This is a genomic window from Citromicrobium bathyomarinum, assembly GCF_038594605.1.
Lineage (GTDB): Bacteria > Pseudomonadota > Alphaproteobacteria > Sphingomonadales > Sphingomonadaceae > Alteriqipengyuania > Alteriqipengyuania bathyomarina_B.
The window spans coordinates 937,185-949,359 of the sequence record NZ_JBCFZM010000001.1 but is presented as its reverse complement, the minus strand read 5'-3'; the positions used below and the strand labels follow the sequence as shown (position 1 = coordinate 949,359).

Annotated in this window: 11 protein-coding genes; 3 read left to right on the top strand and 8 right to left on the bottom strand. The window is 64.9% G+C overall.

All coding sequences use genetic code 11. The features are described from left to right. Nucleotides 1-6: 6 nt before the first annotated feature. Both AAG612_RS04625 and AAG612_RS04620 read right to left on the bottom strand, forming a co-directional pair. Nucleotides 7-1,626, bottom strand: coding sequence for a serine hydrolase (locus AAG612_RS04625; RefSeq protein ID WP_342507683.1), 1,620 nt, complete (start codon nucleotides 1,624-1,626; stop codon nucleotides 7-9). Between the two features lie 77 nt (nucleotides 1,627-1,703). Next, nucleotides 1,704-2,429, bottom strand: a complete 726-nt coding sequence (locus AAG612_RS04620; RefSeq protein WP_342507682.1) for an EcsC family protein — start codon at nucleotides 2,427-2,429, stop codon at nucleotides 1,704-1,706. A 214-nt stretch (nucleotides 2,430-2,643) separates the two neighbouring features. Between AAG612_RS04620 and AAG612_RS04615 the strand changes: the two genes are divergently transcribed. Next, a complete protein-coding gene (locus AAG612_RS04615; RefSeq protein ID WP_342507679.1) occupies nucleotides 2,644-3,402 on the top strand; it encodes a cysteine peptidase family C39 domain-containing protein in 759 nt (252 codons plus the stop codon). A 34-nt stretch (nucleotides 3,403-3,436) separates the two neighbouring features. Here AAG612_RS04615 and AAG612_RS04610 read toward each other — a convergent pair whose 3' ends face one another. The 5 genes from AAG612_RS04610 to AAG612_RS04590 form a co-directional block, all read right to left on the bottom strand. Beyond that, on the bottom strand, nucleotides 3,437-4,375 hold the full coding sequence (locus AAG612_RS04610) for an acyl-CoA thioesterase (protein ID WP_342507677.1): 939 nt from the start codon (nucleotides 4,373-4,375) through the stop codon (nucleotides 3,437-3,439). Nucleotides 4,376-4,406: 31 nt separating this feature from the next. Beyond that, complete coding sequence (locus tag AAG612_RS04605; protein ID WP_342507675.1) at nucleotides 4,407-5,450, bottom strand: GNAT family N-acetyltransferase; 1,044 nt, start codon at nucleotides 5,448-5,450, stop codon at nucleotides 4,407-4,409. Then, on the bottom strand, nucleotides 5,447-6,355 hold the full coding sequence (locus AAG612_RS04600) for a transcriptional regulator (protein ID WP_342507673.1): 909 nt from the start codon (nucleotides 6,353-6,355) through the stop codon (nucleotides 5,447-5,449). Before AAG612_RS04600 ends, AAG612_RS04605 begins: the two co-directional genes overlap by 4 nt. Continuing rightward, nucleotides 6,352-7,494, bottom strand: coding sequence for a GNAT family N-acetyltransferase (locus tag AAG612_RS04595; RefSeq protein WP_342507671.1), 1,143 nt, complete (start codon nucleotides 7,492-7,494; stop codon nucleotides 6,352-6,354). The genes AAG612_RS04600 and AAG612_RS04595 overlap by 4 nt, the downstream gene beginning before the upstream one ends. Nucleotides 7,495-7,679: 185 nt before the next feature. Then, nucleotides 7,680-9,854 (bottom strand): sodium-translocating pyrophosphatase, encoded by a 2,175-nt coding sequence (locus tag AAG612_RS04590; protein ID WP_342507669.1) that lies wholly within the window; start codon nucleotides 9,852-9,854, stop codon nucleotides 7,680-7,682. Between the two features lie 186 nt (nucleotides 9,855-10,040). Between AAG612_RS04590 and AAG612_RS04585 the strand changes: the two genes are divergently transcribed. Together AAG612_RS04585 and AAG612_RS04580 are read left to right on the top strand one after the other, a co-directional pair. Then, nucleotides 10,041-10,235, top strand: a complete 195-nt coding sequence (locus AAG612_RS04585) for a hypothetical protein (protein ID WP_342507667.1) — start codon at nucleotides 10,041-10,043, stop codon at nucleotides 10,233-10,235. Next, nucleotides 10,232-11,200, top strand: coding sequence for a fatty acid desaturase (locus AAG612_RS04580; protein WP_342507665.1), 969 nt, complete (start codon nucleotides 10,232-10,234; stop codon nucleotides 11,198-11,200). The genes AAG612_RS04585 and AAG612_RS04580 overlap by 4 nt, the downstream gene beginning before the upstream one ends. Before the next feature lie 7 nt (nucleotides 11,201-11,207). Here AAG612_RS04580 and thiL read toward each other — a convergent pair whose 3' ends face one another. Beyond that, nucleotides 11,208-12,080, bottom strand: a complete 873-nt coding sequence (gene thiL / locus AAG612_RS04575; RefSeq protein ID WP_342507663.1) for a thiamine-phosphate kinase — start codon at nucleotides 12,078-12,080, stop codon at nucleotides 11,208-11,210. Nucleotides 12,081-12,175 lie beyond the last annotated feature (95 nt).

Genomic DNA, 12,175 nt, shown 5'->3' with positions numbered 1-12,175 from the left:
CGCGGCTCAGTCTGCCACGCGCTTCAGGTCGAGGTCGTGGAAGTCGTAGGAAAAGTCGGTCAGGTCCGAGATCGCCTGCATTTTCATGCCCGTGACCTTGTCGTTCTCGACTGTGAAGTCGACGAAGGCGTCCGCTTTCAGCGAGCTATCTGGCCAGAACGCCGCGAATCGATCCGCGTCGTAGTGGGACAGCTCGCCATCGAGAATCTCGCTGCGGCCCATGTCGATGAACAAGCCGCCATCGTCGGTCAGGCGAATGCGCACGTCGCCGTACCATGGGTCATGATAGGTCCCGGCGTAGGCCGAGAGCGGCAGGCTGGGTGCGCCGGCATCCTCGGGCGCGCTCGAGGCGGTATCGGCGATCAGCTTCGTGCCTTCGGCCTCCGCCCTGGCGAAAGCGCCACCCCAGTCGGCGATGAAGTCGAGCTCCGGCTGGTCGAGCAGCGCTGCCGCAACGTGGTAATTGAACGTCGAGGGCGCTCCGCGATAGTCGTTGGTCGCGCTGAACAGCACCAGATCCTCTTCGGGGATGATCATGAAGTTGCTGACCACGCCGGGCGCACCGCCACCATGGCTGACCAGCAGCCGACCTGCGAAATCCTGCGTGCTCCAGCCCAGCGCATAGGCCGAGAGGTGCGACAGGCCCGCCGCACGCAGCCTGCCGTTGACGCCCATGGGCGTGACGCCTTGCCACACCTCGCGCACCTGCCGCTGATTGAGCAGGCGCCTGCCATCCTCGGTCACGCCCCCGTCGAGCCAGAAGCGGCCCCATTTCATCATGCCCTCGGTATCGCACCAGATGCCGCCTGCCGCGTTCCACGTTTGCGAGAAGGCGAGCCGTTCGTCGATCGGAACGCCGGCATCCGCACCCGCGGCACGCTCGTGCCCGGTGACGAAACGCGCACCGGCGGGAATGCGGCTCTTGTCGGCAACACAGCGCTCCATCCCGACCGGCTCGAGGATTTCGTCGGTTACGAAATCGGCCCAGCTTTTGCCTGATGCACGCTCCACGATCTCGCCCGCGACGATGTAGAGCAGGTTGTCGTAGGCATATTCGGAGCGGAAGCCTGCGCTCGGCCGCAGGTGTGGGAGGGCTGCGATGATGTCTTCCGGCTCGGCGTCGCCATCGGGCCAGATCAGCAGGTCACCCGCGCCAAGGGGCAGGCCGGATCGGTGGGTCAGCGCGTCGCGCACCGTGAAATGCTCGCTGACCCACGGATCGGACATCGCGAATTCGGGGATGTAAGTGCGGATAGGCTCGTCCCATTTCACCGAGCCGCGTTCGACGAGGATCGCGAGCGCGGTCGTGGTGAAAGCCTTGGAAATGCTGGCGATGGGAAATAGCATGTCTTGCGTGACCGGACGCTGCGTGCCTTCCTCGGCCAGGCCTTGCGCGCCGTCCCACACGGTTTCGCCGTCGATCGATACCGCAGCGACCATCCCGGTCGAATCATAGGCCTGCACGGTACGGCGCAATGCCGCATCGTAATCGAGTGTGGTCGGGGGGGAGGGGGCCGGAGCCTCGACGACGGGGGGCTGCGGGGGTGCCTCTGGCGCACTCGCATGGGCGCATGCGGAGAGGACACACGGCAGGAGCACCAATGCTCCGGTCTTGGCGAATTTCATGAGGCGAGGGCTCCCGTTATCGAGGCCCTTATGCCGAGAATCTCAGACGGCGCAAACGCCGCAGTGGCGCCAGGCGATCAGGCGCCGCCCGTACGCAGCCGGCGCTCCTGAAACGCGTATCGCGCGGCTTCACCGATATCGCCCTGGAACGACACGTTGACCGCGCCGCCAATGACCGATCCGACCAGAGGCACCACCGCACCCACTCGGCGACGGAAGAGCGCCAGTGCCAGTGCGCGGCTCACCCGCTCCACGGCCTGTTCGATGATCGGCTCGATTTCGTCGGGCGAGATTTCGGTCAGGCTGCCGTCGCTTGCGATCCCGGCTTCGAGCACGGCGATCCGCTCCTGTCGCTGGCTGCGATCATTGAGGCTGGCGAGCTCGAGGATCTGCAAGCGGAACAGCCGCTCGCGTGCGCCCTTGCCGTCGTAGCCATAGGCACGGCCGGTATCGCGGATGTTGCGCAGGGCCACCGCGATCGTCGCGGGGATATCCAGCCCCATGGTCGCGATCCCCCCGAGACCGGACGCGGCCCCGGTCGATCCGCTGACGGCTTTCGCCGTACGGGCGACGGTCTTTGCGGCATCATGGCACTGGACCAGATCGGTCAGGTCATGATCGAACTTGACCAGCTGCGGTGCGCCGATGGCGCGGTCGATACCCTTGAGCACGCCCTTTACGAGCCCATTGGGGATGAAGCTGGTGACCGCGCTCGCGACCGGATTGGTGAATTTCTCGAACCCCCTCCCGATGAGGGAGGGATTGCTGTCGCGAAAGGCCTGCTGCTGTTTTTCGAATTTCATGAAGGGCGAACGGGCCACGCCTTGGGTCGTTCCGCCACTACTGCGCAAATTATGGAGAGAACTGTGCGGCCATGCAGATTTCATGGGATTTGCAGAAGCAGGTCAGGAGAAGGCGAGTAGAGTCACTGATTACTCTGAATCTGGATTTGCTTTATAAGTATCTCCCTCGGCGATCTCTATCATGGAGGGGCCGATCATTTGGGGGAGTCTCGACATGCAAATACCCGATGACGCACAGGATATCTCGGCACTGGACCAGTCCGTCGGATCGGTGCCGACGATGCCGACCGACGCGATGGCGGAATGGGGGGCGAGCGAAAAGAAGAGTTCCGAAAGCCGCGATGCCGCAAGCCCGCCCGATGGGCAGATGGCAGCGGAAAATGTTAGCCGCATCCATGGCTACAAGAATTATACGGCGAGCGGGCCGATCAGCTATTGCGGGCAGGCTGCGACCGCAACGTTATGGGATTACTGGGGTTTCGACCCCGGTTATTGCGGGGGCCGCCAGGTTCCCGATCCGCATTTTCCCAGCGGTCCTCTTTTCTGGAACGATGTGATCGCAGTGGACGCGATCCGTCAGCGTTTTCCGAACGACGTAGGCGGTATGTCGCCGGCGCGTCTCATGGATGCAGTCAAATCCGTGGGGCTGCAGGTCAGCTGGGGCTGGGGCCCGCACCATGGGATCGGTTCGATCGCGAAATACGTGCAGAACAGCGTGCCAATCCCTACCGTCTGCCTTCTCAAATGGGGTCAGGGAATCGAGACGCTGCACTGGGTGGTCGTCTTCGCGATCGACAATGGCCAAGTGTGGTTCACCAATCCGGCCATGACCGAAGGTGTCGGCAATCCGAACGATTCTTATCAACTCGGGCAGGAGAAGTGGCGCGTGGCGGGGCTGCCGTTCGCCGACTTCGAAAACCGGTGGAGCTGGACCGGGCTCACCAAGACCCACATCGTGGCCTGGAAGACCTGAGCGGCGGCGGCTGCCGGACGCCGTGCGGGTTTCGCTATTTGCGCTCCCGCCGCTTCCTCATCATGCCCTCCTGCGCGACGCTGGCAATCAGTGTGCCGCCTTCGCTGAAGATGCGGCCGCGATTATAGCCGCGCCCGTTGCCCGACCATGGGCTGTCGGTATCGTAGAGCAGCCATTCGTCGGCCCGCGCAGGTGCGTGGAACCAGACGGCGTGATCGAGGCTGGCACCGACCAACTCGTTGCGCATCCATGACAGGCCATGCGCGATGGCAGCGGTGCCGAGCAGGGTATAATCGCTCGCATAGGCGATCACCGCGCGGTGCAGCGCCGGGTCGTCGGGCAAGCGGCCGACGGTCTTGAACCAGGTTTGCGACTTGGGCTCGCGTGGCCTGGTTTCCATCCAGTGCAGCCCGTCCACCGGGCGCATCTCGATCGGGCGCGGGCGCAGCATGAAGTGCCGCTGGCTCTCGCTCATCTGGTCGAGCTTGTCGGCGAAAATCTCTCGCCGCAATTGATGGTCGGACTTCAGGTCCTCCGGGGAGGGCACATGCGGGAAGGGCATGTTCTCGTGCGCAAGACCATCCTCGGGTGTCTGGAAACTGGCCGTCAGGTTGAGGATCGGCGTGCCGTCCTGGCTCGCCACGGCGCGGCGGTTGGCGAAGCTGCGGCCGTCGAAATCGCGCGCGATCGCGTAGTCGATCGGCGGCCCTTCCTCACCCCCGCGAAGGAAATAGGCGTGCAGCGAATGCGCTTCCTTACCATCGCCGATCGTCGCCTGCGCGGCCTGCAGTGCCTGCGCGATCACCTGCCCGCCGAAGACCCGTCCGATCCCATCGACCTGCGGCTTGCCGCGGTAGGAATCGTTCTCGATCCGCTCGACCGTGAGCAGGTCGACGAGCTGAGCGGTCAGGGTGTCAGGGTCGATGGTTTCGAGATCGGCAAAATTCGCCGGGGAGGGAGGTGCGCCAGTCATAGCCCTTCTCTGCGGGGCCTTTCCGCGAGCGTCAAGCGCCGCCTCGCTTCCAGAGAGGGGCGGCGATGCAGGCAAGCAATCGATTGCGGACGAACAGCAGGTCGATAACGGCAGCCTCGGCGTGCGCGCCCATCGGGCTCTTGTAGCCGCCATCGCCCAGACCCCAGTCGATCCGCGCGAAACCGCGATCCGCTGCGTCTTCGAAATCATGGTACAGCAGCACGCGGCCCGGGCTGAATTTGTGGAATTGCCGGTCGAAATTGTTGGCAATGCAATAGCGCGTGTCGCCTGCCTCCAGCCCGAAGGTGAAAGCTGCGGGCGTGTCGCCGACCCACAGGATGAAGCCGCGGATCATGTCTGCAATCTGGCGATCTTGCGAGGCACGCTCCCAGTATTGGCGTAGCGCGGGGTCCGCGAATTTCGTGTCGCCGCCCTCGTCGAGTTGCCCGACCCAGGAAGCGGCCTCGATGGCGGCGATGGCGTCGCGCTTGGCGTCGGTCCAGTCGAGCCCGGTAAAGCGCTCGATCCGCACCGGACCGGTCTTTTCGAGCTGGCGCACCCGCCAGCGGTCTTTCTGCTTGCCCTTGGTCGATGGCCAGGTGCCCGAGGCGCGCAGCGCTACGAGGTCGAGGCAGTAAAGCGCGCTGACCTCGCGTTCCAGACAATGCCAGCCAGCCCGCGTAGCAGCGTCGCGCAAGGTGACGAGCGAGGGGTCGTCGGCGATCGCCGGGCCGATCCGCCACGCGCGACCCAGCGCTTGCGCGGTCGCAGGTTCGGATAGGGCCTCGGCCAGGTCGTCGACCCTCGCGGTGCAATCGATCGGCGCGCCGCGAAATGGCCAGTATGCTCCGGCGACCTGCTTCACGCGGAACGGGCCGACAGGCTTGGTCACCAGTGGTATCGCAGCGAGCGGCCGACCGGACGGCATGCGCGCGATGACCGTGCCCAGTGTGGCATCGTTGCTCGCCTGGAACCAGCGGGCACGCAGAAAAGCGCGACGCGGATCGTCCGCCTCGGCAAGCGTGTCGACCGGATTTGCGTTTTCCGCGACGGAGAACTGGGTCGGCGCGTTCATCCGGGCTGCACGGGCGGTGCGGGCGGGCCGAACAGCTTGCGATAGCCACGGAAGCCCACGCATTTCAGGCGGTTGGACCCCGGCCAGCGCTTGGGCGGTGCAGGATCGAGCCCGGCCTTGCGCAGGATCGCGTTGAAACATCGCGCGCCTGCCTCGTCATAGCTCCAGTCCGATCGCCAGGTGATGCTGAGCGAGATCGAACTCGTCGGCCCGTTGCGCACGAAATGCGGTGCCATCACGGGTACGAACAGTGCCTCGCCCGCCTGAATCGCGAATTCCTTGCCATCGCTGGCGAAGTCATCCTCCCACTTCAACTCGCGCGGGCCGCCGAGGTGATAGCTTTCGTGCATCCGGTCGGGTGCGAAACGGGCATCGCCGGCGGGGAACTGGGTCATCACCTTGCTTCCGCGCAGTTGCAGCAGGATGTTGTGCTCGGGGTCAAAGTGATAGGGCGTCACCGCGTTCGGGCTGGAAATGAAGACGAAGCCCTGGGGGGTGAGCATCTCGCCGGTCTTCGCCTCGATATCCTCCCGCAGCTCCTCCAGCAGACCGTGCAGCAGGGCCCGATAGCCATCGTCCTGTTCGATATTCTTGATTGCGGCCCAGCTGTTCGCTTCGGCGATCCCGCGAATGGTTTCGGTGATCGAGAGACCCGTCGGTCCCGGCTTGCCATCGATCCCCACCGGCAGGTCGCCGCGGTTATATTCGATGGAGCTTTCGGGCAGACGCCCCGCCAGGTCCGCCAGCGCGTCGAGGCCGAGCAGCGGGTGATCGTCCAGCCGGTGCTCGATCACCAGCGGCGTCTCCGGATAGGCGGCGGCGAAAGCCTTGCGTGCATCGTCCGGGAAGACCGGCGAAGCATCGTGCGGCGCATCGCCGTGCGGAAATTCGGTCAGAGCGTTCATTCGGAGACGCCTTCGTGTGAGTGGCGGGTTTCGTAAGCGATCAGTTTCGCGCCGAGCGCGCGTCGTGCGCCCGAGCCGATGGCGAGGTTGTGCGAGACGAAGCTGCGCTGGTCGCGCCAGAAATGGTCGATCATGGGGTGGTCGGGCGCGGCGCAGCTATCGCACCAGGCGATATCCTCGCGCTCGAGCAGATCGAGATTTTCCTTCTGGAGCAAAACACCGGGCGAACAGCGGGCGTAATTCTCGTCGAATGCGGTCTTGAAGCTGAAACTGCCGGGCGGGGTGAGCAGGGTGACGAGCATGGCGACGGGCTTTCCATCGAGCTGCAGCGACAGCCCTTCGGCCCGGCCGACTTGAGCCGCACCGGCCAGGCTTTGGCGGAAAAAGCGCGCATGTTTTGCCTTGCTGGCGAGCGCGGAGCCTGCGCGCCCCTTCCAACTGGCCGCTTCGAGCGTCAGGAAGTCATCGGCGAAGCGCGCGATGGCCTCGGGCGTGTGAACACGCTCGACGCTCACCTCGCCAAGCTCGGCCAGACGGCGGGCCTGCCGGCGCAGTTCCTTGCGCTTCTTGTTTGGCAGGGCGGCAGTGTAATAATCTTCGGCCGAAAGATCGGAGGCGAGCAGCGCGCGCGCTTCGCACGCGACGACGGCAGCGGGGCGGGCATCCTCGCCGATCACTTCGACCAGCGCGGCGGTCGGCGCGCACTCCATCGGCAGTCCCGGCAGGTGGAGGAAGGCGGCGAACCGGCTCTTTGCGTCGATCCAGCGCAGCAGCATGGACCAGAACATCGCTTCGAAACCGGGCACGATCAGCGGCACGCCGCAAAAGGCGTTGTCGTGGAGCCAGGTGCTGAGGTGGGGCACCGGGCGGTTGTAGTAGTTCACCCGGAACGTCAGCGGCATCAGCCCGACGAGCTGGCCATCGACCCGAAGCTGGGCGACGCGGACCCGGCCCGCGCGATCGAGTTCGGTGAGCGAGGGCTGGAGAAACCAGCGTTCGAAGAATGGATTGGGTTCGCCCGCGCGGGTGGAAAGGTCGTCCCAGCTGGCGTCATCGGGCAGCGCGTCGCGCCAGGACGCGACGAGGAATTGCGGCGCACTGCGACCCTGCTCATCGATATGGGGCTCTACCCTCGCCATCGCAGCTGTGTCGCCTCTTTGCCTTGCCGTCCGCAGGAACCGGTGCTTACCGTGGCATTAAGCCTAGGGCCCAAAAGCTGAGATTTGTTTAAGTCCGTCGCCTTTCTCTTGCATGAAATGCAAAGGGCGCGGCCCCTGCAGCAGGAGCCGCGCCCTTCGCGCGTTCGGGATGGCGAGGCCTCGGGTTAGCCGACGCCGCCCGCGGCCAGCGCGGCGAGCAACAGCAGCGCGACGATGTTGGTGATCTTGATCATCGGGTTCACCGCCGGGCCCGCCGTATCCTTGTACGGATCGCCCACGGTATCGCCGGTCACCGCAGCCTTGTGCGCTTCGGAGCCCTTGCCGCCGTGGTTGCCGTCTTCGATGTACTTCTTCGCGTTGTCCCATGCGCCGCCACCGGCGGTCATCGAAAGCGCGACGAAGATGCCCGAGATGATGACCCCGAGCAGGAGCGCGCCGAGAGCGGCAAAACCATTCGCCTGACCGGCAATCAGCGTGATGACGAAATAGACCACGATTGGCGCCAGCACCGGCAACAGCGAGGGAAGGATCATTTCCTTGATCGCGGCGCGAGTCACCAAGTCTACCGTGCGGGCGTAGTCGGGCTTCTCGGAGTAATCCATAATGCCCGGCTTTTCCGCGAACTGCTCGCGTACGTCCTTCACCACGTCGCCCGCTGCGCGGCCCACTGCGGTCATCCCCATCGCTCCGAACAGATAGGGCAGCAGAGCGCCCAGCAGCAGTCCGACGATCACGAACGGGTTTTTCAGGCTGAAGTCGACCGCGATACCGGGGAAGAACTCCACGAGGTCGGTGGTGTAGGCAGCGAACAGCACCAGCGCGGCAAGCCCCGCCGATCCGATCGCGTAGCCCTTGGTCACGGCCTTGGTGGTGTTGCCCACCGCGTCCAGCGCGTCGGTCTTCTCGCGCACACTGTCGTCCAGACCCGCCATTTCGGCGATCCCGCCTGCATTGTCGGTGACTGGGCCATAGGCATCGAGCGCCACGACCATGCCTGCCAGCGCCAGCATCGCGGTTGCCGCGTAGGCAATGCCCATCAGGCCAGCCAGCAGATAGGCGATGATGATGCCCGCCACGATTACCAGCGTAGGCAGTGCGGTCGCTTCGAGCGAAATCGCGAGGCCCTGGATGACGTTGGTGCCGTGGCCCGTTTCCGATGCCTTGGCGATCGAGCGGACCGGACGATACTCGGTGCCCGTGTAGTATTCGGTGATCCAGATGATCAGCCCGGTGATGGCCAGGCCAAGCATGGAGCACCAGAACAGGTCCATCCCGGTGAAGCCGCCGATGACTTCGGTAGCCTGCTCCGTGACGAGCGTGTCACCCAGCGCGACCGTCGCCGTTTCGCTGACCATGCTCGCGCCGATCAGCGTGTTCATGTCGCCCAGCGCCCATGCCATCACGGCATAAATCGCGGGAATGGAGAGCACGGCGGTGACGAGGAATCCCTTGTACATCGCGCCCATGATGCTCTGCTTGCGCCCCAGCTTCACGAAGTAGGTGCCGATGACCGAGGTGACGATGCACGCCCCGCCGATTAGCAACGGCAGCGACATCATCGGCAGCAGCAGGGCACCCAGAGTGCCACCGAGCAGCAGTGCGGTGAGCACCATGGTGGCGCCCACGGTGACGACGTAGGTCTCGAACAGATCCGCGGCCATCCCGGCGCAGTCGCCCACGTTATCGCCTACGTTGTCGGCGATCACGGCGGGGTTGCGGGGATCATCCTCGGGAATGCCGGCCTCGACTTTGCCGACGAGGTCGGCGCCCACGTCGGCCGCCTTGGTGAAGATACCGCCACCCAGGCGCGCGAAGATCGAGATCAGCGAGGCACCGAAGGCGAGCCCGACGAGCCCGTCGACCACTTCGCGGCTGTTCGCCTCGAAGCCGAGCAGACCCGCCAGAATGTAGAAGAACACCGCGATGGCGAGCAGCGCGAGGCCGGCCACGAGCATCCCGGTGATCGCGCCCGCGCGGAACGCCAGCGTGAGGCCCTGCTGCAGACCACTCTGCGCGGCGGCGGCGGTGCGCACGTTGGCCTTCACCGAGATGTTCATTCCGATATAGCCCGCCGCGCCCGACAGGATGGCACCGATCAGGAAGCCTGCAGCGGCGATCCAGTTAAGGAAGACGAAGACGAGTATCGCAACGACCACGCCGACGATGGCGATCGTGGTGTATTGCCGGTTCAGGTAAGCGCGCGCGCCTTCCTGAATGGCGGCCGCGATTTCCTGCATCTTATCGTTGCCCGCTCCGGCACCGAGAACCTGTCGACTTGTGAAAATTCCGTAGATGACAGCCAGCAGGCCCAGCCCGATGGCGACGAGAACGAGATCCACGCCTTTTCTCCCCCAATATACGCCGAACGACAGTTCGACGGGTTGCCGTTCTATTCGGCAATCCTATCCGAACAGGGCTAGAATGCGGACGTGCGCGGTGCAAGCCCTCGTGGATTTTCTCTCCCGTTCATCATCGCGACTCGCGGAGTCTTGCTGGATTCGATGGTAAATAGTATGTCAACGGACATGCAGGGGGCGCTCCAGAAACTGTTCTCGGTCATGCCGCTCATCTTCGGCATCGGTTTCATCGCGCCGGTCATCGCGCAGTCGATGGCCCTGGGGGGCTGGGAAGCGCCGCTGGGGATGGAGCGGATCACCCTCGGGCTTCTGATCGGTGCGCTCTGGGGTCTCTACGCGACCATCAAGGGGCGCTGGATATGACGGACGGTATCTCCCCGACCAGGACGCGCCACCAGGAGGCGCTCGATGTGCCGGAGGGCGAGGCGAGCGCCCTGCCGCTGAGCGCAGAGGACGGGCTCGACCGGCAGACGCGCGTCGATCTGCTCAAGCAGGAACGGGCGATCGCCGCGAAATACCAGGGCGGGCCGATGTGGGGCTATGTCGTCGCGGCGGTGGGCGGCTTCGCTGTGTGGCTGGCGCTGTTTCCGCTGACCATGTTCGGGGTTGTCCATCCGCTGGTGACGCTGGTCGTCTCCACCTTCCTCACCGTCGCGGGTTACGTCACCTGCCACGAGGCGATGCACGACAATATCGCGAAGCGCGGCAGCAAGTATCGCTGGGCGAACCAGCTGGTCGGCGAAGTGTCGCTGCTGCCGATCGCGGTTCCATTCAGCATGGGCCGCGTCTCTCACCTCGAACATCACAAGCATTGCAATCACCCGGAGAAAGACCCGGATTATACCGACGAAGCGCCCAACTGGTGGATGGCGTGGTACAAGACCTGGTGGAACCGGCAGCCGCGCGTCGACGGCACGATCAACCGTTACAAGACCGTCTGCCAGCAACTGAACACGCGCGAGGCGCGCATTGCGCTCAAGCAGACGATGGTCGTCCAGCTGATCTACTTGGCGGTGCTCTTCACGATGGCGTGGAATGGCTATGCGATTGCAGCCGTGGTCTGCTGGTGGCTGCCCCGCCAGCTGGGCCTCAGCTACATCCGCTATTTCCTCAGCTGGGCGCCGCATCACCCGCGCGAAGGGCAGACCGAGCGTTATGCCCAGGCCAACATCTTCAAGAGCCATGTCGGTCATTTCCTGTCGATGTGCATGGAAACCCACCTGATCCACCACCTGCATCCGGGCATTCCCAACCACAAGACCAAGGCGGCGTATCTCGAGATGAAGCCGATCCTCGAAAAGCGCGGGGTCGATTGCTCGGCGATCTAGCCGCGCCTCAGTGCTGGTAGCCGAGGCCCTCGGGCCCGCTCAGCCACTCGCCATCGATCTGCAGCGCGGCTTCGCCTTGCGCATCGACCGTACCGATCCGCGCCGCCTCGACGGGTAGCGACGCATCGGACGAGGCGGTGAAGAGCAATGCATAATCGTCGCCCCAGCGCAGGGCATCGCCGCGGCGTGCTTCGGGCGCGGCAAGCGGGACTGCGGTGCTGTCGATCCGGATCGTGACCTTGCTCGCCTGCGCCATTCGCCACGCGTCGATCAGCAACCCGTCGGACACATCCATCATCGCCGAGACATGCGGGGCGAGCGCGCGGCCTTGCGCCAGCAGAGGGGTAGGGCGCGTGAAGGGCGCTTCGTCCGCTTCGCCGAGACCAGTCAGCGCTTCAAAGCCCATCATCGCTCCGCCCACAAGTCCGCACAGATAGAGGCCGTCACCCGCCGGTGCCCCACCGCGCGAGGGGACGGGCGCGTGCGTCGCGCGACCGATGGCGGTCAGGCTAAAGGTGCGCTGGCCCGGGGTGGCCACGGTGTCGCCTCCCAGCAGCGGCACGCCGAACGTGTCGAGAGCCTCGCGCAGCCCTTCCAGAAATGCAGCGTCGTTCGCCCCGAGTGCGTAGCCGAGCATCACTCCCACCGGCTCCGCGCCCTTGGCGGCAAGGTCGGACAGGTTCACCGCGACCAGCTTCCAGGCGACATCCGCCAGCGATTGCTCGCGCGGCCAGTGCACGCCTTCGACCATCATGTCCTTGGTCAGCACCAGCGTCTCGCCGCCGATCTCCAGCACCGCCGCATCGTCCGCCAGCCCGCGTGCGGCGGGGTGGGTAGCAAGCGCGCGCAGCGACTGGATGAAGGCGGGTTCGTCGACCATCGCGCTTCGCTATGCCAGTAGAGCAGGCGCCCGTCACCTCGTTCGAGCCAGCGCGATCGGGGCCGCCACCTTGACAAATGTTGCGTGATCGGGAG

Coding starts and splice junctions, on each gene's coding strand:
- AAG612_RS04625 (WP_342507683.1), bottom strand. CDS start 1,626: ATGAAATTCGCCAAGACCGGAGCATTGGTGCTCCTGCCGTGTGTCCTC.
- AAG612_RS04620 (WP_342507682.1), bottom strand. CDS start 2,429: ATGAAATTCGAAAAACAGCAGCAGGCCTTTCGCGACAGCAATCCCTCC.
- AAG612_RS04615 (WP_342507679.1), top strand. CDS start 2,644: ATGCAAATACCCGATGACGCACAGGATATCTCGGCACTGGACCAGTCC.
- AAG612_RS04610 (WP_342507677.1), bottom strand. CDS start 4,375: ATGACTGGCGCACCTCCCTCCCCGGCGAATTTTGCCGATCTCGAAACC.
- AAG612_RS04605 (WP_342507675.1), bottom strand. CDS start 5,450: ATGAACGCGCCGACCCAGTTCTCCGTCGCGGAAAACGCAAATCCGGTC.
- AAG612_RS04600 (WP_342507673.1), bottom strand. CDS start 6,355: ATGAACGCTCTGACCGAATTTCCGCACGGCGATGCGCCGCACGATGCT.
- AAG612_RS04595 (WP_342507671.1), bottom strand. CDS start 7,494: ATGGCGAGGGTAGAGCCCCATATCGATGAGCAGGGTCGCAGTGCGCCG.
- AAG612_RS04585 (WP_342507667.1), top strand. CDS start 10,041: ATGCAGGGGGCGCTCCAGAAACTGTTCTCGGTCATGCCGCTCATCTTC.
- AAG612_RS04580 (WP_342507665.1), top strand. CDS start 10,232: ATGACGGACGGTATCTCCCCGACCAGGACGCGCCACCAGGAGGCGCTC.
- thiL (WP_342507663.1), bottom strand. CDS start 12,080: ATGGTCGACGAACCCGCCTTCATCCAGTCGCTGCGCGCGCTTGCTACC.